Raw genomic sequence first — 18,686 nt, forward strand, 5'->3', positions numbered from 1 at the left:
ACGGTGCGAGCCGAGATCGTTGCGGCTGCGGATCAGCGGATGTGTGGCGAGATAGCTGCGCGCGCCATAGACATGCAGCGTATAGGGCGTCAGCACTTCGGAATGATAGGGGCCTGCCTTGGGCGCGGCGAGCGCGACGGCGATATCCGCCTCCTTGCGCGACAGCGACATGATTTGCTGGATCGCCACGAGTTCGAGCGAGATATTCGGATAGCTGTTGGCGAAGGCTGCGAGCCGGTCCGACAGAAAGAAATTGCCGAAGCCTTCCAGCGTCGAAAGCCTAACGACACCGCGTTGTGCGGTCATGCCGTCGCTGATGTCGAGCTGGAGTTGCTCCGTCTCCCGCTCGATGCGCTCGGCCGTCTCGACGAAACGCTGCCCCATGGTCGTCAGCACGTAACCGCGCGGATTGCGCTCGAAGAGCTTGACCTTGAGCGTGAACTCCAGCCGGTCGATGCGGCGCGACACGGTCGCATGGCTGGTTCTGAGCCGCCGCGCGGCAGTCGACAGTTGCCCGGTTCTCGCGACCGCCAGGAAGAATTGCAGGTCGTCCCAGGTGAAATTCGGATTCATGCTCGCCCCCTCTGTTCGAAAATGAACAGACCCTGTTTGCAATTTACGGTTCGGCCCGCTTGCATCCAAGCAAAATTTTCGGGATTGTAGGCATCGAGCCGACATCTGAGGAGCATGTCTGGCCAATTTTGAACAGAGAGAAGCGGAACGAATCCCGCCGATGTCGCCGAAAGGCGTATCGGAGCCGTCGCGCATTTTTGCGATGATTCGCCCGCCGTCTGTAAGAGTCCTGGGAGGAGACATGATGCACAAGAAACTCATCGCCACGCTTGCAATGATGCTCGCGAGCAGCACCGCGGCACTTGCCGACGCATCCGACGGTAAGGTCAAGATCGGCATTCTCAACGACCAGTCCGGCGTCTACGCCGATTTCGGCGGCAAGTCCTCCTACGAGGCGGCGCTGATGGCGGTTGAGGATTTCGGTGGCAAGGTGCTCGGGGTGCCGGTCGAAGTGGTCACGGCCGACCATCAGAACAAGGCTGACATCGCCTCCAACATCGCCCGCCAGTGGTACGACACGGAGCAAGTCGACAGCATCATGGAGCTGACGAGTTCGTCGGTCGGCCTCGCTGTGCAGGCCCTTTCCAAGGAAAAGAAGAGGATCACCATCAATACCGGCGCAGCAACGACCGAGCTCACCGGCAAGCAGTGCAGCCCCTACGGCTTCCACTGGGCCTATGACACTCATGCGCTCGCGGTCGGCACCGGCGGTGCGCTCGTCAAGCAGGGCGGCGACAGCTGGTTCTTCCTGACCGCCGACTATGCCTTCGGCTATTCGCTCGAAGAAAATACCGGCAATTACGTCAAGGAGAACGGCGGCTCGGTCGTCGGCGCCGTCCGCCATCCGCTGGCGACCACCGATTTCTCCTCCTTCCTGCTGCAGGCGCAGTCCTCCGGCGCGAAGGTCATCGGCCTTGCCAATGCCGGCCTCGATACGTCGAATGCCATCAAGCAGGCGGCGGAATTCGGGATCGTCCAGGGCGGCCAGCGCCTGGCGGCGCTGCTCTTCACGCTTGCCGAGGTCCATGGCCTTGGCCTGGAAGCCGCGCAGGGCCTGACGCTGACCGAAGGCTTCTACTGGAACCGCAACGAGGAAAGCGCGAAGTTCGGCAAGCGCTTCATGGAACGCACCGGCAAGATGCCGAACATGGTCCATGCCGGCACTTACTCGGCCGTCACACAGTACCTGAAGGCCATCGAGAAGGCCGGCAGCGACGACGCCGACGCGGTCGCCAAGGAACTGCATGCGCTGCCGGTCAACGATATTTTCGCTGAGAACGGCACTGTTGCTCCGAACGGCCGTATGATCCACGACATGTATCTGCTTGAGGTCAAGAAACCGGAAGAGAGCAAGGAGCCCTGGGATTATTTCAAGGTTCTCGCGACCATCCCCGGCAAGGACGCCTTCATCGACCCGGCCCAGAGCGGCTGCGACCTCGTGAAGTCCTGATCGGCCGGATCGCGATGACCGTGACCATGCCTTCGCAGAATGGAGCGCCGCGGGTGGTTTTGTCCGCCCGCGGTCTCCGCCGTGACTTCGGCGGCTTCACCGCCGTCAAGGATGTCGATCTCGACGTCTACCATTCCCGCGTGCATGCGCTGATCGGCCCGAACGGGGCCGGCAAGACCACCGTGTTCAACCTGTTGACCAAGTTCCTGCAGCCGACGCACGGCACGATCACGCTGCTCGGTGAAGACATCACCAACACCGCCCCGGACAAGGTCGCCCGCATGGGCCTCGTGCGCTCGTTCCAGATCTCGGCGGTGTTCCCGCACTTAACCGTGCTCGACAATGTACGCGTCGCCTTGCAACGGCCGAACAACCTTGCAACGCAGTTCTGGAAGCCGCTTTCCGCACTCGAAGCCTTGAACGCCAAGGCCGATCAGTTGATCCGTTCCGTCGGCCTCGACAAGGAGCGCAACGCCATCGCGGCCGACCTCTCCTATGGCCGCAAGCGCGTGCTCGAGATCGCGACGACGCTGGCGCTCGATCCGAAGGTGCTTTTGCTGGACGAACCGATGGCCGGCATGGGCCACGAGGACGTCGGCATGGTCGCCGAGATCATCCGCGAAGTGGCGCGCGAGCGCGCCGTCCTGATGGTCGAGCACAATCTCTCGGTCGTCGCCACGCTCTGCCACCATGTCACGGTGCTGCAGCGCGGCGAAATTCTGGCCGAGGGCGATTATGCCGCCGTGTCGGAGGACCCGCGCGTGCGCACCGCCTATATGGGCACGGAGGAAGCCTGACGTGAAACCGCTGCTCAAGGTCTCGGGCCTCAATGCCTGGTACGGCGAAAGCCATATTCTGCACGGCGTCGACATGACTGTCGGCGAGGGTGAGATGGTGACGCTGCTCGGCCGCAACGGCGTCGGCAAGACGACGACGCTGCGTGCCATCATGGGGATCGTGCGCGAACGCAAGGGCGAGATCAGCTTCGCCGGCGAAGATCTGATCCGCGTGCCCCTCCACCGCGTCGCTCATCGCGGCCTCGGTTTCATTCCCGAAGAGCGCGGCATCTTCTCGACCCTCTCGGTCTATGAAAACCTGCTGCTGCCGCCGGCGGTTGCCAAGGGTGGCATGACCATCGACGAGATTTTCGAGCTTTTCCCGAACCTGCACGAGCGTCGCAACAGCCAGGGAACCAAGCTCTCCGGCGGCGAACAGCAGATGCTGGCGATCGCGCGCATTCTTAGGACCGGGGTCCGGATGATGCTGCTCGACGAGCCGACCGAAGGGCTTGCTCCGGTGATCGTCCAGCGGATCGGCGACGTCCTGAAGAAACTGAAGGAACGCGGCATGACCGTCCTGCTCGTCGAGCAGAATTTCCGCTTCGCGAGCAAAGTCGCTGACCGCTTCTATCTCATGGACCATGGCCGCGTGGCCGGCGAGTTCCCGGTTTCGGAACTTTCGCAACGCATGGACATGCTGCATGATGTGCTTGGAGTGTAGGCCATGACCACGATTTTCGGAATTCCGCTCCAGGCCTTTCTCGGGCAGCTTCTGATCGGGCTCATCAACGGCTCTTTCTATGCGCTGTTGAGCCTCGGCCTTGCGATCATCTTCGGCCTCCTGCGCGTCATCAACTTCGCCCATGGCGCGCAATACATGCTGGGGGCCTTTGCCGCCTGGTTGCTGTTGTCGTATTTCGGCATCGGCTACTGGCCGGCTCTTATCCTCGCGCCGCTTCTCGTCGGCCTTCTCGGCGCCGCCATCGAGCGCACCATGCTGCGGCGCCTCTATTCGCTCGACCCGCTCTACGGTCTGCTCTTCACCTTCGGCCTGGCACTAACCGTCGAAGGAACCTTCCGCTACCTCTACGGCGCCTCCGGCCAACCCTATGCGACGCCGGCATTGCTTACGGGCGGCACCAATCTCGGCTTCATGTTCCTGCCCGTCTATCGCGGCTGGGTGATCGCCTTCTCGCTCGCCGTGTGCCTCGGCACCTGGCTTGTCATCGAGAAGACCAAACTCGGCTCCTATCTGCGCGCGGCAACGGAGAATCCGGTGCTCGTACAGTCCTTCGGCATCAACGTGCCGTTCCTGCTGACGCTGACCTACGGACTCGGCGCCGCCCTTGCGGCGCTTGCCGGCGTGCTGGCCGCACCGATCTACCAAGTCTCGCCGCTGATGGGATCGAACATCATCATCATCGTCTTCGCCGTTGTCGTCGTTGGCGGCATGGGCTCGATCATGGGGGCGATCATCACCGGCTACATGCTCGGTGTCGCCGAGGGACTGACCAAGGTCTTCTATCCGGAAGCCTCCAATATCGTGATCTTCGTGATCATGGCTATCGTTCTCCTTCTGAGACCCGCAGGCCTCTTCGGCCGGGATGCTTGATATGACGCTGACACTCGAACTTGAACAGAAGGAACGCTCGCCGGTCGTCGCCCAGACGATCTTTCTCGGCGCGGGCCTTGCCTTGCTGCTGCTTGCGCCCCTGTTCTTCTACCCGGTCTTCCTGATGAAGATCCTGTGCTTCGCGCTCTTTGCCTGTGCGTTCAATCTGTTGCTCGGCTATACGGGGCTGCTCTCCTTCGGCCATGCCGCCTTTTTCGGCGGCGCCGCCTATTTCACCGCTCACGCAGTCAAGGAATGGGGCGTGCCGCCGGAACTCGGCATCCTCGTCGGCGTCGTCGGCGCAGCCCTTCTCGGAGCTGTTATCGGCTTCTTCGCGATCCGCCGCCAGGGCATCTATTTCGCGATGATTACGCTGGCGCTGGCGCAGATGTTCTATTTTTTCTGCCTCCAGGCCGAGTTCACGCACGGCGAAGACGGGATCCAGTCGGTACCGCGCGGGCATCTTTTCGGCTTCATCGATCTCTCGCAGTCGACGAACATGTACTACTTCGTGCTCGGCATATTCGTGATCGGCATCGTAATCATCTGGCGGATCATCAATTCGCCTTTCGGCATGATCATGAAGTCGATCCGCGAGAACGAGACACGCGCCATCTCGCTCGGCTATTCGGTGAGAAACTACAAACTCGCGGCCTTCGTGATGTCGGCGGCGCTGACCGGATTGGCCGGTGGCGTGAAGGCGCTGGTCTTCCAGTTCGCGACCCTGACCGATGTCGGCTGGCAGATGTCGGGCGAAGTCATCCTGATGACCCTGCTCGGCGGTATCGGCACGCTGATCGGGCCACTCTTCGGCGCCGGTCTCGTCGTCACGCTTCAAAACTATCTGGCGACGTCGGAATTCCCGGTGACGATCATCACCGGTCTTGTCTTCATGGCCTGCGTGCTGCTCTTCCGCCGCGGCATTGTCGGAGAGTTCTACAACTCGCGCCTCGGCCGCAAGCTCGGCTTCGAGCATCGCCACAAGCACTGACGTTTATGGCCCGGCGCCGAGCGCGCTGGGCCGCGAAAATTAGAGAAAGCCCATGGACACGTTCGACTACATCGTCGTCGGAGCGGGGAGCGCCGGCTGCGTGCTCGCAAACCGTCTCTCGGAGAATCCGGATCGCCGCGTCCTGCTGCTCGAAGCCGGCGGCAGCGACAACTATCACTGGATCCATATTCCGGTCGGCTATCTCTACTGCATCAACAATCCCCGCACGGATTGGTGCTTCACGACCGCCGCGGAGGAGGGCCTCAACGGCCGGTCGCTTTTCTACCCGCGTGGCAAGGTGCTCGGCGGCTGCTCCTCGATCAACGGCATGATCTACATGCGCGGCCAGGCGCGCGACTACGACCACTGGCGCCAGCTCGGTTGCGCCGGCTGGAGCTGGGAGGACGTGCTGCCGCTCTTCCGGAAATCCGAAGACCATTATCGCGGCGCCGACGACATGCACGGCGCGGGCGGCGAGTGGCGGGTCGAGAAGGCACGCGTCCGTTGGGCGGTGCTCGACGCCTTCCAGAAGGCGGCGAGCGAAGCAGGTATTCCCGAAACGGAGGATTTCAACCGCGGCAGCAATGAAGGCTCCGGCTATTTCGACGTAAACCAGCGCGCCGGTGTCCGGTGGAACACCGCCAAGGCCTTCCTGAAACCTGCCCGACACCGGCGCAATCTCGTCATCCTGACAAAGGCGCATGTGAAGAGGCTGATCCTCGAAGAAGGGCGTGTTGCCGGCGTCGAGTTCCAGCATGATGGCGTCAGCAAGCGCGCAGATGCCCGGCGCGAAACCGTGCTTTCGGCCGGCTCGATCGGCTCGCCGCATATTCTCGAACTCTCCGGCATCGGCCGACCCGATATCCTGCGTCAAAACGGCATTGAAGTGCGCCACGAACTGGCCGGCGTCGGCGAGAACCTGCAGGATCACCTGCAACTGCGCCTCGCCTACAAGGTCACCGGCGTTCCGACGCTCAACGAGAAGGCCAGTTCGCTTTTCGGCAAGGCGGCGATCGGCCTCGAATATCTCGCCCGCCGCTCAGGCCCGATGGCAATGGCGCCGAGCCAGCTCGGCATCTTCACCCGCTCCGGTCCGGAAAAGGAAACGCCGGATCTCCAGTACCACGTCCAGCCGGTAACGCTCGAAAAGTTCGGCGAACCCGTGCACCCCTTCCCGGCCATCACCGCCAGCGTCTGCAATCTGAGACCCGAAAGCCGCGGTTCGGTGCATTTGAAGGGACCGGACTTCGCGGCCGTACCCGACATTCGTCCGCGCTATCTGACTGCCGAAACAGATCGCGACGTGGCCGTCAGGGCGATCCGCCTCACCCGCCGCATCGTCTCGCAGCCTTCCTTTGCCCGTTTCAATCCAGTCGAGTTCAAGCCAGGCCCGGCTTACGAAACGGATGAGGATCTGACGCGCGCTGCCGGCGATATCGGCACGACGATCTTCCATCCGGTCGGCACCTGCCGCATGGGCGCCAATGCGGACAGCGTCGTCGACCCGGAGCTGCGCCTGCGCGGGCTCACGGGATTGCGCATCGCCGATGCCTCGATCATGCCGACCATCACTTCCGGCAACACCAATTCACCGACGATCATGATCGCGGAAAAGGCGGCGGAGATGATTGTCGCCGCCAACCGATGAAAGCCGCGACAACCCTCTGACGCGGACCTTGCGCGCGGCAAAAAGCGGCTGGCGTAGCGACCGCTACGCGGCAATACTGCAGCGCCGGGAGCCCTTTCAGGCGCCCAAAGGTCGCTGTAGCACTTTGAATTGCTGCATGTTTTTTCCTTAAAATCGGCTTCGATTTAAGGAAACATGCAGTAGCATGCTACAAATGGGGAACGGGCATGCAGGATAAGCTTTTCATTGACGGAAAATGGGAAAAGCCGCGCAAGGGCGGCACGATCGACGTTATCAATCCGGCGAAGGAAGAGGTGATCTGCAAGGCAGCGGCGGGGACCTCCAACGACATCGATCACGCCGTCAAGGCGGCTCGCATCGCGTTCGACAGCGGACCCTGGCCGAAGCTGACGGGCGCGGAGCGAGCCCGCTACCTTCGGGCGATCGCCGGAAAGATCGACGAGCGACGCCACGCGCTCGCCAGGCTCGAAGTCACGGACAACGGCAAGCCGCTGCCGGAAGCGCTTTGGGATATCGACGACGCGGCCGCCTGCTTCAACTACTATGCGGGTCTCGCCGAAGAGCTCGACAATAATGCCGAGGAACCGATCGCGGTCGCCGACACCCGCTTCTCCTCGAAGGCCGTTCGCGAACCGCTCGGCGTCGTCGGCGCCATCACGCCTTGGAACTATCCACTGCTGATGGCCGCCTGGAAGGTCGCCCCGGCACTTGCCGCCGGCTGCACCCTTGTGCTGAAACCGTCCGAACTCACGCCGCTGACGGCGCTCGAGCTCGGCAGGATCGCCGAGGAAGTCGACCTGCCACCCGGCGTTCTCAACATCGTTACCGGCACCGGACCGGATGCCGGCGAGCCGCTGACCGAACATCCGCTCGTCGACAAGCTTGCCTTCACCGGCTCGGTGCCGACCGGCCGCAAGGTCATGATGGCGGGGGCGCAGGACATCAAGAACATCAGCCTCGAGCTCGGAGGCAAATCGCCCTTCGTCGTCTTCGCCGACAGCGATATCGGGAAGGCGGTCGAATGGATCATGTTCGGCATCTTCTGGAACCAGGGACAAGTCTGCTCCGCGACGTCGCGCGTGCTGATAGAAGAGCCGATCTACGATGCTGTGTTGAAACGGCTGACCGAGGAAGCGGCCAAGATCAAGATCGGTAACGGCCTCGACGAGGGCACATTGCTCGGCCCGATCGTCTCGAAGGGACAATACGACAAGATTCTCGGCACGATCGAGCGGGCACGACAGGACGGCGCAACGGTGGCAGCCGGCGGCGGCCGCCCAGCCGGCTTCGACAGCGGCTATTTCATCGAGCCCACAGTGCTGACGGATATGGCGGAGGATAGCTTCGTCTGGCGGGAAGAAATCTTCGGACCCGTCGTCTGCGTCATGCCGTTCAGCGACGAACAGGAGGCGATCCGGCTTGCCAATGACAGCCGCTTCGGCCTCGCCGCCGCCGTCATGTCCGAGGACAGGACGCGCTGCGAACGGGTCGCGCGCGCCTTCCGCGCCGGCATCGTCTGGATCAACTGTTCGCAACCGACCTTCACCGAAGCACCATGGGGCGGCTACAAGCAATCCGGCATCGGCCGCGAACTCGGCCGCTGGGGGCTCGCCAACTATCTGGAGGTGAAGCAGATCACCAGCTTCGATGCCGACGAGCCTTGGGGCTGGTACATCAAGGATTAGCGGTTAGAGCTGTAACGGTCGCGTATATAGTCGTTGAAATATGTACCCGCTGAGCGAGCCTTGATCAGGCCGATATAGATGCGCTCTGGTACACCATAGTAATCGTAGGGTCCGCCACTTTCGACGAACCAAATTGTAGTGTCTGGCTTAACGGATTGTATTCGGCGCGGTGTATCGCGGAGAACTCAGGATCGGCATTGGCGGGCGCACTATAGCGAGTTGCCGCCGACGGACCAGGTGCACGCGCCTAGCCTAGAAGTTGAATGAAAGTTGGCCCGGATGCGACCGCCAATGAGCACGCACATGCTCCTGGCGATTGAACCTTCGGCGAACGTATGCCCGCACTCTCACGAACCTCGACTTCAACATGATCGACATGTCGTCGCCCCCTTTCGCTTCGAGATGGGATGAGCCCATCACTCCAGTATCGCTGTCGCGGCACCGTGCCCGTGCGGAGTAGCGATCAGAGATCGCTGAAACGAAAGTAGCCGACGGCAACCCACCATCAAGGTAGGCGATTCGCGCAAAAGATGTCCATTGAAACAAATACGACCGCGTGGTTAGGTCACAAGCCACGGGAGTTATGTGCCAATCGATACTATCGCTGGCGTTCTAGTCTACTCCTACTCCGCCGCCTCGGCCTCCGGGATCGGCACGTAGTTGAGGATCGGCGAGAGCCAGCGCTCGACCTCGCGAACACCCATCGCCTTGCGCTCGGCATAGTCCTCGACCTGGTCGCGCTCGATCTTGGCGACGCCAAAATAATAGGCGTCCGGATGGCCGATATAGAGACCGGAAACCGACGATCCCGGCCACATCGCATAGTTCTCGGTCAGCTTGACGCCGATCGACGCGTCGGCATCGAGGAGGCGGAAGAGCGTTTCCTTTTCCGTGTGATCAGGCTGCGCCGGATAGCCGGGCGCAGGGCGGATGCCGGCATAAGGCTCGCCGATCAGATCCTGCGGCATGAAGGCTTCATCGGGTGCATAACCCCAGAGCTCCATGCGCACATACTCATGCATGCGCTCGGCGAAGGCCTCGGCGAAACGGTCGGCAAGCGCCTTGACCATGATCGAGGAGTAATCGTCATTGGCGCGCTCGAAACGCTCGGCGATCGCCACCTCCTCGATGCCGGCGGTCACCACGAAGCCGCCGAGATAGTCTCTTGCGCCGCTGTCGACCGGCGCCACGAAGTCGGCGAGCGCAACATTCGGCCGGCCGTCCCGCTTCGACAGTTGCTGCCGAAGCGTGAAAAGGGTCGCGAGCTCCGCGTCGCGGGCTTCATCGGTGAACAGGCGGATGTCGTCGCCGACGGCGCCGGCGGGCCAGAACCCGACCACGGCCTTCGGCGCGAACCATTTTTCCGCGACGATCTGCCGGAGCATCGCCTGGGCGTCGTCGAAGAGCTGGCGCGCGGCCGGCCCCTGGTTTTCGTCGTCAAGGATCTTCGGATAGACGCCTTTCAGCTCCCAGGTCTGGAAGAACGGTGTCCAGTCGATATAGCGCGCAAGGTCCGCCAGGTCCCAGTCTTCGAAAACACGGGTTCCGAGGAAGGCGGGCGCCTTCGGTCGATAGCTTGCCCAATCGAGCTTCTGCGCGTTGGCGCGTGCCTGCGACAGCGGCAGGCGCCGTTTCTCGGTCTCGTTGCGCGCGTGTGCGTCGGCGACCTTGTGATATTCGGCGCGAACCGTCTCCGTGTAGGCGCCTCGCGCATCCGGCGAGAGCAGGCTGGAAACGACGCCGACCGCGCGGCTGGCGTCATTGACGTGAACCGTCTGTCCGAGGCTGTAGCGCGGGTTGATCTTCACCGCGGTATGCACGCGGCTCGTCGTCGCCCCGCCGATCAGAAGCGGGATGTCGAAGCCCTCGCGCTCGAGTTCGGAGGCGACGTGGACCATTTCATCGAGCGAAGGCGTGATGAGGCCGGAAAGCCCGATGATGTCGACTTGCTGTTCCTTCGCCACCTCGAGGATCTTCGCAGACGGCACCATGACGCCGAGATCGATGATCTCGTAATTGTTGCAGGCGAGCACGACGCCGACGATGTTCTTGCCGATGTCGTGTACGTCGCCCTTGACGGTCGCCATCAGGATCTTGCCGGCGCTCTCGCGTTTGCCGTCGCCGCCGTTGGCGCGCTTCTCCGCTTCCATGTAGGGCAGCAGCACGGCAACCGCCTGCTTCATCACCCGCGCCGACTTCACGACCTGCGGCAGGAACATCTTGCCCGAGCCGAACAGGTCGCCGACGACGTTCATGCCGGCCATCAGCGGACCCTCGATGACGTGCAGCGGCCGCGCCGCGGAAAGTCGCGCCTCGTCGGTGTCGACCTCGATGAATTCGGTGATGCCGTTGACGAGCGCATGCTCCAGCCGCTTTTCGACCGGCCACTCGCGCCAGGAGAGATCCTTCTCCCTGCCTTGCGCGCCACCCTGCCCGCGATAACGCTCCGCAATCTCCAGCATGCGCTCGGTCGCGTCCGCCCGGCGGTTGAGCACGACGTCCTCGCAGGCTTCGCGCAGTTCCGCATCGATCGTGTCGTAGACGGCCAACTGGCCGGCGTTGACGATGCCCATGTCCATGCCAGCCTGGATCGCGTGGTAAAGGAACACGGCGTGCATCGCTTCGCGCACCGGCTCGTTGCCGCGGAATGAGAAGGAAAGGTTCGACACGCCGCCCGAGACATGGACATGCGGCAGCGTTTCAACGATCTCGCGCGTCGCCTCGATAAAATCGACGCCGTAATTGTTGTGCTCTTCGATGCCCGTCGCAACCGCGAAGATGTTGGGATCGAAGATGATGTCCTCCGGCGGGAAGCCCACCTTTTCGGTGAGCAGCCGATAGGCCCGCTTGCAGATCTCCACCTTCCGTGTCCTGGTGTCGGCCTGACCGCTCTCGTCGAACGCCATCACCACGACGGCCGCGCCATAGGCACGCACAAGACGTGCGTGATGCAGGAACGCCTCCTCGCCTTCCTTGAGCGAGATCGAGTTCACCAGCGCTTTGCCCTGGACGCATTTGAGGCCCGCCTCGATGACTTCCCATTTGGACGAATCGATCATCACCGGAACGCGGGCAATCTCGGGCTCGGACGCGACGAGGTTCAGGAATTCGACCATCGCCCGGGTCGAATCGATCAGGCCCTCGTCCATGTTGATGTCGATGATCTGGGCGCCGTTCGCGACCTGATCGCGCGCCACGTCGAGCGCCGCGGCATAGTCGCCGGCAGTGATCAGCTTGCGGAACTTGGCCGAGCCGGTGACGTTGGTGCGCTCGCCGACATTGACGAATGCAATGTCCTTGGTGAGCGTGTACGGCTCCAGGCCGGAAAGCCGCATGTGGCGTTCAATCTCCGGGACCTTGCGCGGCGGATACTTGGCGACGGCTTCGGCGATCGCGCGGATATGGGCCGGCGTCGAGCCGCAGCAACCGCCGACGATGTTGACCAGCCCGTCGTGGGCGAACCCCTCGATCTCAGCCGCCATCGCCTCGGGACTTTCGTCATAGCGACCGAATTCGTTTGGCAGGCCGGCATTCGGATAGGCGCAGACGAGCGTATCGGCAACCGACGAAAGCTCGTCGATATGAGCACGCATCGCGCTTGCGCCGAGCGCACAATTGAGACCGATCGTGAAGGGTGCGGCGTGGCGCACCGAGTGCCAGAAGGCGGTCGGCGTCTGACCGGAAAGCGTGCGGCCGGAAAGATCGGTGATCGTGCCCGAGATCATCACCGGAAGCTGGATCCCCTTCTCGGCAAAGACTTCCTGTGTCGCGAAAATCGCTGCCTTGGCGTTCAGCGTGTCGAAGATCGTCTCGATCAGGATGATGTCGGCGCCGCCGTCGATCAGGCCGCGCACCTGCTCGCCATAGGCAAGCCGCAGATCATCGAAGGTGACGGCGCGATAGCCGGGATTGTTGACATCCGGGGAAATCGACGCGGTGCGGTTGGTCGGCCCGAGCGCGCCGGCGACGAAACGCCGCCTGCCGTCATCCGCCTGCGCGCGTTTCGCCGCGCGGCGCGCCAGCCGTGCTCCGTCGCGGTTAAGCTCGTAGACCATGTCTTCCATGCCGTAGTCGGCCTGGGCGATCCGGGTCGAGGAGAAGGTGTTGGTTTCGAGGATGTCGGCGCCGGCGATGGCATAGCTGTAGTGAATGTCCTCGATCGCCTTCGGCTGCGTCAGCGTCAGGAGGTCGTTGTTGCCCTGCTGGTGACAGGAGCAGCCGCCGAAGCGCTCGCCACGGAAATGATCCTCGACGAAGCCAAGCTGCTGGATCTCGGTGCCCATGGCGCCATCCATGATCAGGATGCGTTCGCTGGCCGCTTGCCTCAGCGCCAAAAGGATTTCCGAACCATCAGGCTTGGGCGAAACATCTCCGAAAAGGGCCTCGATGGCGGGCATGGAAAATCCCCCGTTCTGAAAACGACAATTTTTGATTTACTCACATAAACATATCTTTATGTCAACATACGCAGCAATCACAATTTCAATGCCGGCAAATAAAGATGGCCCGCCGCGGTTGCGGCAGGCCTATGAGAAAGCAACTATGGTGGTCGAGCGGGGAACGTTATCTCGGCACGAGCTACCCCTCATCCGCCTGCCGGCACCTTCTCCCCCGCTTGCGGGGCGAAGGACGCGTGTGGCACCGCCTCGTCCCCTCTCCCCGCCTGCGAGGAGAGGGCTAGAGCAATTCCAGGAAAAGTGTGTAACGGTTTTCCGTCCGGAATTGCGCAATTTCAAATAGTTAGATCATTTCACTGTTTCAAGGAAACAATGAAATGATCTAGGGTGAGGGGCAAAGCCCTGAGCGCATCGGCAGCAAAGTGCGTCGCGCTCACATCCGCGCGAGACAATCCTCAAGCTCATAGATCGCGCAGAGGATGTGGTAGAAGCTGCTTGCCGGCGCGGGCTCCTCGACGAATGCGCCGTCCGCCTGCTGCTTGTCGCGCCAAAGACCGCGGATCGGCGTTTGAAGGAAGCGGTCGAGGGCAGCTACCGCCCGCGACGCCGAGGCGAGGTAGCGCCCGCGCTCCTTTCCTTCGGTGAGGGCGGCAAAGCGGATCGCCGCCTTCAGCCATTCGGTCTGCGGCCAGAGCCGCGCCACCGGATCGGCGACCGAGAAATCATCGAGAAGCGTCATGATTGCGACGTCGCGCTTCGGACAGATGCCGTGTTCCTCACCGATCTCGAACAGTCGTCGCGCCTTGGCGATGGCTTCGGCGCAGCCGCGCCGCTCGGCCCAACGAAGCAGGAGCCACGCCCATTCGAACTGGTGACCCGGCTCGACGATGCGGCCCTTCTCGCCGGGAAAGGGCGCCCAGTCATGATCGAAGAATTCGCGCAACGCCCCCGTTTCGGCATCGATGAAATGATCCATCGCGAGCTGGGCGATCTCGTCCGCAAGGTTGGCCCAGGCCACCCGGTCGAAGCCTTCGACCGTTTCACTTGCGAGGCACGCCTCGAAGAGATGCATGTGCGGATTGGAACCGAGCGGCAGGCGCGACGGATCGTCCTCCTCGAACCCTGCGATCGGATGCTTGCAATGGGCCTCGAGCTTCCGCCTGAGATCATCGCTGCGCCCGGCCATCTCGCGGCTCCGCTCCGGGAAGACTTGCGCCAGATAGGCGAAGGCAAGGAGGGCGAAGGCCTGATTGTAAAGATCGAAGGATGGGTCGATCAGCGCGCCGTCAGCATCGGCGAGCGCGCCGTAGAAGCCGCTTGGCAACCGGTAGACACGGTCGAAATAGGCAAGTCCGCCTTCGGCAACAGTCCGCCAGTCCCCCGGCCAGCCGCGCCGTCCGGCCTCGGCGAAGCAATAGACCTGCCGCGGCTGCACCCGCGAGCGGCGATTGGCCCGCGTCGGCACACCCTCCATGTCGATCGTCTCGACGAAGCCGCCGCCGGCCGCATCGAAACCCTTTTGCCGCCAGAGCGGCAAGGCGGCGTCAGCGAGCCAGCCGGCCAGTTCGCGCGCCTGCGAATGAATATCCATTCCGTGTCCGTTCCTGTCAGTCCTCGAGCCTCAGCGCGGCGTGGTCGGCCTTGAACAGTTCCGCCAGCGCCCCGACGACGAGATTGTGGTCCTCGCGCTGCGGCAGTCCGGAAACCGTGACGGCGCCGATGCAGCCCGTACCCTTGACGATGATCGGGAAACTGCCGCCATGCGCAGCGTATTCGGCATCCGGCAGGCCGAGTTTCGCCTGCAGATTCGTCTGCTGCTTGAGCAGGCTGAGGCCGGTCGCGTAGCTGCTCTTGAACAGCCGGAAGACGGTGTTGCGCTTGCGCCGGACCCAGTTCGGATTGTCCGGCGTCGCGCCTTCCAGTGCAGCGTAGAAGACCTGCATGGAAAAAAGTGTGATGTCGATGACCACGCCGAGCTTGCGCTCGGCCGCCATGCGCCGAAGCGTGGCGCCGAGTTCCCAGGCCGTGTCGAGATTGAACCGCTCGAACTGCAATTCCCGTTCCTGCAGCGCGATGCGGCGCAGATCGTTGTCGATGTTCATGGTATCTCCTTGCTCTCAGGTCAGGGGCTTAGCTCTTCCAGAGCCAGGCGGCGCCGCGCACGCCGGAACTGTCGCCGTGCACCGCCTTGCGGATCGGCGTCTCGAAACTGTCGCCGAAGATGTATCTGGTGATCAGCGCCGGCAGTTCGCCGTAGATCTCATCGACATTGGACATGCCGCCGCCGAGCACGAAAACGTCCGGGTCGACAACATTGGTGAGCAGCGCCAGACTGCGGGCGAGACGATCGACAAAGCGTTCATAGACACCGATCGCCACGGGGTCGCCGGCGCGCTTCGCCTCGATGATGTCCCTGCCCCGGCGATCGATGCCGGTCGTCGTGCGATAGTCGAGCTCCAGTCCGGTGCCGCAGGCATACATGTCCAGACAGCCGAGCTTGCCGCACCAGCACTTGTGGCCGGGATATTCGTCTTGCGTCATCCAGGGCAGAGGATAGTGCCCAATTTCGGCGGCAACGCCCTGGTAACCCGCGTGAACCTTCTTCTCGATCGCGAGCCCGCCGCCGTGTCCTGTGCCGACGATCACGCCGAAGACGACGCGGGCATCCTTGCCGGCCCCGTCCACCGCCTCGGAAACGGCAAGGCAATTGGCGTCGTTGGCGAGCCGCACTTCGCGGCCGAGCGCGGCTTCGAGATCGCGGCCGAGCGGCTTGCCGTTGATGAGGACGGCATTGGAGTTGCGCACGATCCCGGTGCGCGGATTGGGGCTGCCGGGAATGCCGATGCCGATCGTTCCCCGCTCCCCGGCCGTCTGTTCGGCAGCTGCCACGAGGTCGATCACGGCGCGAATGCAGTCGTCATAGCCGATGGTCGGCGTTGCCACGCGGTGCCGGGCACGCGTTTCGCCATCGCGGTCAAGCGCGATGACTTCCATTTTCGTGCCGCCCCAATCAATTCCGATGAACATGTGTGGATCAGATCTCAGGATGGATGTCGAGGAAAACGGCAGGACGCTCCTCCGGCCGCCGCGGCCCTTGCTTAGCACCTGCAGCGTCGGAGATGCTACTGCATAATTCCTTAAATCCTGTTCGATTTAAGGACAAAATTATGCAGCAATTCAAATCCTACAGCGACTTTTGCGCGTCTGATAAGACGCGCGGCGCTGAAGAGTGGCACGCGGAAAAGTGTGATGCGGCGTTCCGACGGGCAATCCGCAAATCGGCAGGACAGCGTGCAAAAACACTTGGCGAAGGGACGTTGCTTTTGTATGGGTCTATACCGAGTGGTCCCGTAGCTCAGCAGGATAGAGCATCAGATTCCTAATCTGGGGGTCGCGCGTTCGAATCGCGCCGGGATCACCAAAAAAAATCAAAAGGTTAGCCGATATGTCGAGGGGCAAAAAAGAACCTCGAAAAAAGGGGGGGCAAGCCGGGGGCAACAGAGGCCGGGGGCGGCCACAAAAACACTGGTATCCCAAGGCGCGCTACTTTGCCGATCCGGCCTACTATGACCAGTTCGGTAAGAACGCTCACTACAAACTGGGTGTCAGCCTCACCACTCTTGGGTTGGTACAGCCGGGTGCATGTGAAGAGTGTCGAAAGCCATTACATCCGTGCACTCCTCTCCAGCCGCAAGGTCATGCAAAGGAAATGCATTGATCTTGAAAACGAGATTCGCGGCCTCCTCAAAGTCTTCGGCGTCAAGCTGCCGATGCGGCTGCGAGGTGGCGCATTCGAAACGGCTGTCCGCGGCACAATCGAAGGCGATCCGGCGTTGAGCCACGCGTTACTCCCGCTGCTGGAAGCTAGGCAAATGCTCCTGGAAATCTTCCTCGAACTCGATCGACGAGTCCGAAGGGTCGCGAAGCGAGACGCCGTCACCGCGCGGTTTATGAGTGTTCCTGGTATTGGGTACGTAACGGCCTTGAGCTTCAAGGCTGCGGTTGATGATCCCGCGCGCTTCAGAAGTTCGCGTACCGTCGGCGCTCACTTCGGATTGACGCCGCGAAGGTTCCAGTCTGGCGAGAAGGACAACCCTGGTCGCATCTCTCACGCCGGAGACGCCGACGTGCGGGCGACACTTTATGCCGCCGCCAATGCGATGCTCATGCGCTCGATTGCCTGGAATAGCTTGAAGGCCTGGGGCGTGCGGGCTGATGAAGACCAAGGGACGCCGACGAGCCATCGTAGCCGTCGCCCGAAAGATTGCCGTCGTTCTGCATCGCATGTGGATTGACGGCACAGAGTTCCGGTTCGGATCGGAGGCTGCAGCATGATTTAACACTGCCCTCGAAACCGACCCTGGCCGGATCGTCCCATGCGGACGACGGGATGGATGAAGCCGAGTATGACTGCTGCGCTTCGAGCGCGCCCCAAAGCGAGGCTCTCCAGACCCTGATCCCATGCATGCGTGCAGCGGCTCCAAACGCGAGGGGCAAACAGACTGCGAAGAGAAGCGTGACCCGCGTGAACGATCAGGCCAACGAAGATCAGAAAGAGCTTGACCCAAATGCCCGATTAGAGAAGCAGTCACTCGTTCCGGCCAGCCGACCGTCTACAATGGGTGGAAATGCGGTCCTCTCCAATATAGACGATCTGGGGCGCCCAACAGCGGTTACCCGAACGGTCTTTACTTCGGAAACAGGAAGGTAACTGCCAGGCGGACACCCCAACCATCTGGGCCGGTTTCTGGTGATTCGACCCAGTAGCGTGCTCCCGCTGTCAGGCTTACTGGTTGCTCGCCAAACTTCAGCAGCTTTGAAACCTGGAAGTTGATCGGAACTGACCAGTCGTTGTGTTCCCAGTCGTAGGTGCTTTCGGTATTCAAGGTAAAGGTCCAAGCATCAGGCGTCGTGTAGGCGACAAAGGGCTGTAGGAATGTAGAACTTACATCGTCTCTGTCGCTTTGGCCTGCAAACGACCAGATATGGTTGGCGAGCATTCCATAAGTCCAAGGTCCCTCTTGCTTAAGGGCAACGGCCGTCGGTCCGGCACCCCACTTGCCGCTTCCCAACAACTCATCGGTCGCCGTTGGAAGCAAAAAGACCGGGCCGGCGCCCCAGATGATTCCACCGGGACCGGGTTGCTTGGGCGAGAAGAATAGGCTCTGCGTAATATCTCCAAGCCCAAACTGATGTCCTGAATCGCCTGCTATGTCGTTCTGCCAGATGACCGGCATGATCGTGCGGGAAATCAAGTTCCAATCCTCGTTCAGAGAGATTGGGATCACCGGCTGGATGTTCAGTATTTCCCGGTCGCCATCCTCGGGCCCATAGCCGCTGTCGTAATTAAACTGGAACGGCACACTGATCAACGAGGCGATGGGGTTGCTCAGCTTCTTCGCAAGGTCCGCATTGGAGTCCTGCGCCAATGCACGGTGACCAGAAGACAAGATAGTCAAAATCGAAGCCGCCAAGCTGGTCACATTTCGCGATACTCTCATTGCCTTCTCCATTTTTGGCACGACAGCGTGCGTTGAGACTCGGTAGCGTT

15 protein-coding genes and 1 tRNA gene (1 of these 16 cut by a window edge) are annotated in these 18,686 nt (G+C 61.9%); 9 read left to right on the top strand and 7 right to left on the bottom strand.

The annotated features are described in order from the left end of the window. Positions 1-573 carry the 5' portion of a LysR family transcriptional regulator gene (locus RB548_RS16770; RefSeq protein WP_331372364.1) on the bottom strand. Its footprint begins 375 nt before the window's first position, so only the first 573 of its 948 coding nucleotides appear in the window; the start codon lies at positions 571-573; the stop codon falls past the left edge of the window. Between the two features lie 244 nt (positions 574-817). Here RB548_RS16770 and RB548_RS16775 point away from each other — a divergent pair, with 244 nt between their 5' ends. From RB548_RS16775 to RB548_RS16805, 7 genes are all read left to right on the top strand, one after another. After that, the gene (locus RB548_RS16775) at positions 818-2,023 is read left to right on the top strand and encodes an ABC transporter substrate-binding protein (RefSeq protein ID WP_331372365.1); all 1,206 of its coding nucleotides are present in this window, start codon (positions 818-820) and stop codon (positions 2,021-2,023) included. A 14-nt stretch (positions 2,024-2,037) separates the two neighbouring features. Next, positions 2,038-2,820: an ABC transporter ATP-binding protein gene (locus RB548_RS16780; protein WP_331372366.1), complete on the top strand. Its 783-nt coding sequence runs from the start codon at positions 2,038-2,040 to the stop codon at positions 2,818-2,820. Position 2,821: 1 nt separating this feature from the next. Beyond that, positions 2,822-3,523: an ABC transporter ATP-binding protein gene (locus RB548_RS16785; protein ID WP_331372367.1), complete on the top strand. Its 702-nt coding sequence runs from the start codon at positions 2,822-2,824 to the stop codon at positions 3,521-3,523. Between the two features lie 3 nt (positions 3,524-3,526). Further along, entirely contained in the window at positions 3,527-4,414 is an 888-nt protein-coding gene (locus RB548_RS16790) for a branched-chain amino acid ABC transporter permease (RefSeq protein WP_331372368.1), read from the top strand. A gap of 1 nt (position 4,415) precedes the next feature. After that, positions 4,416-5,405 (top strand): branched-chain amino acid ABC transporter permease, encoded by a 990-nt coding sequence (locus RB548_RS16795; protein WP_408642380.1) that lies wholly within the window; start codon positions 4,416-4,418, stop codon positions 5,403-5,405. A 52-nt stretch (positions 5,406-5,457) separates the two neighbouring features. Continuing rightward, on the top strand, positions 5,458-7,053 hold the full coding sequence (locus tag RB548_RS16800) for a GMC family oxidoreductase (protein ID WP_331372370.1): 1,596 nt from the start codon (positions 5,458-5,460) through the stop codon (positions 7,051-7,053). Positions 7,054-7,259: 206 nt separating this feature from the next. Further along, positions 7,260-8,738: an aldehyde dehydrogenase family protein gene (locus RB548_RS16805; RefSeq protein ID WP_331372371.1), complete on the top strand. Its 1,479-nt coding sequence runs from the start codon at positions 7,260-7,262 to the stop codon at positions 8,736-8,738. Here RB548_RS16805 and RB548_RS32160 read toward each other — a convergent pair. The 5 genes from RB548_RS32160 to RB548_RS16825 all read right to left on the bottom strand — a co-directional run bounded on the left by RB548_RS32160 (position 8,735) and on the right by RB548_RS16825 (position 16,162). Then, positions 8,735-8,899 carry a KTSC domain-containing protein gene (locus RB548_RS32160; protein ID WP_408642420.1) on the bottom strand — a complete coding sequence of 55 codons (165 nt, stop codon included), beginning with the start codon at positions 8,897-8,899 and terminating at the stop codon, positions 8,735-8,737. The two genes, RB548_RS16805 and RB548_RS32160, sit on opposite strands and share 4 nt — an antisense overlap. A gap of 462 nt (positions 8,900-9,361) precedes the next feature. Continuing rightward, the gene (metH, locus tag RB548_RS16810; RefSeq protein ID WP_331372372.1) at positions 9,362-13,135 is read right to left on the bottom strand and encodes a methionine synthase; all 3,774 of its coding nucleotides are present in this window, start codon (positions 13,133-13,135) and stop codon (positions 9,362-9,364) included. Between the two features lie 433 nt (positions 13,136-13,568). After that, the gene (pmi, locus tag RB548_RS16815; protein ID WP_331372373.1) at positions 13,569-14,726 is read right to left on the bottom strand and encodes a mannose-6-phosphate isomerase Pmi; all 1,158 of its coding nucleotides are present in this window, start codon (positions 14,724-14,726) and stop codon (positions 13,569-13,571) included. A gap of 16 nt (positions 14,727-14,742) precedes the next feature. Next, a complete protein-coding gene (locus tag RB548_RS16820) occupies positions 14,743-15,237 on the bottom strand; it encodes a heme-degrading domain-containing protein (protein WP_331372374.1) in 495 nt (164 codons plus the stop codon). A gap of 28 nt (positions 15,238-15,265) precedes the next feature. After that, positions 15,266-16,162, bottom strand: a complete 897-nt coding sequence (locus RB548_RS16825) for an ROK family protein (protein WP_331372375.1) — start codon at positions 16,160-16,162, stop codon at positions 15,266-15,268. Between the two features lie 317 nt (positions 16,163-16,479). Between RB548_RS16825 and RB548_RS16830 the strand changes: the two genes are divergently transcribed. Together RB548_RS16830 and RB548_RS16835 are read left to right on the top strand one after the other, a co-directional pair. Beyond that, positions 16,480-16,556: transfer RNA gene (locus RB548_RS16830), tRNA-Arg, on the top strand. 223 nt (positions 16,557-16,779) lie between these two features. Further along, the gene (locus RB548_RS16835) at positions 16,780-17,430 is read left to right on the top strand and encodes a transposase (protein ID WP_331372376.1); all 651 of its coding nucleotides are present in this window, start codon (positions 16,780-16,782) and stop codon (positions 17,428-17,430) included. A 393-nt stretch (positions 17,431-17,823) separates the two neighbouring features. Here the strand turns inward: RB548_RS16835 and RB548_RS16840 are convergent, their stop codons facing one another. Further along, positions 17,824-18,636 carry a transporter gene (locus RB548_RS16840; RefSeq protein WP_331372377.1) on the bottom strand — a complete coding sequence of 271 codons (813 nt, stop codon included), beginning with the start codon at positions 18,634-18,636 and terminating at the stop codon, positions 17,824-17,826. Between the last annotated feature and the right edge of the window lie 50 nt (positions 18,637-18,686).

The organism is Sinorhizobium chiapasense (assembly GCF_036488675.1).
Classification (GTDB): Bacteria; Pseudomonadota; Alphaproteobacteria; order Rhizobiales; family Rhizobiaceae; genus Sinorhizobium; species Sinorhizobium chiapasense.

Excerpts from the sequence above, each read along its gene's own strand:
- RB548_RS16820 (WP_331372374.1), bottom strand. The coding sequence starts at position 15,237 with ATGAACATCGACAACGATCTGCGCCGCATCGCGCTGCAGGAACGGGAA.
- RB548_RS16840 (WP_331372377.1), bottom strand. The coding sequence starts at position 18,636 with ATGAGAGTATCGCGAAATGTGACCAGCTTGGCGGCTTCGATTTTGACT.
- RB548_RS16800 (WP_331372370.1), top strand. The coding sequence starts at position 5,458 with ATGGACACGTTCGACTACATCGTCGTCGGAGCGGGGAGCGCCGGCTGC.
- RB548_RS16790 (WP_331372368.1), top strand. The coding sequence starts at position 3,527 with ATGACCACGATTTTCGGAATTCCGCTCCAGGCCTTTCTCGGGCAGCTT.
- RB548_RS16805 (WP_331372371.1), top strand. The coding sequence starts at position 7,260 with ATGCAGGATAAGCTTTTCATTGACGGAAAATGGGAAAAGCCGCGCAAG.
- pmi (WP_331372373.1), bottom strand. The coding sequence starts at position 14,726 with ATGGATATTCATTCGCAGGCGCGCGAACTGGCCGGCTGGCTCGCTGAC.
- metH (WP_331372372.1), bottom strand. The coding sequence starts at position 13,135 with ATGCCCGCCATCGAGGCCCTTTTCGGAGATGTTTCGCCCAAGCCTGAT.
- RB548_RS16780 (WP_331372366.1), top strand. The coding sequence starts at position 2,038 with ATGACCGTGACCATGCCTTCGCAGAATGGAGCGCCGCGGGTGGTTTTG.
- RB548_RS16795 (WP_408642380.1), top strand. The coding sequence starts at position 4,416 with ATGACGCTGACACTCGAACTTGAACAGAAGGAACGCTCGCCGGTCGTC.
- RB548_RS16825 (WP_331372375.1), bottom strand. The coding sequence starts at position 16,162 with ATGTTCATCGGAATTGATTGGGGCGGCACGAAAATGGAAGTCATCGCG.
- RB548_RS16775 (WP_331372365.1), top strand. The coding sequence starts at position 818 with ATGCACAAGAAACTCATCGCCACGCTTGCAATGATGCTCGCGAGCAGC.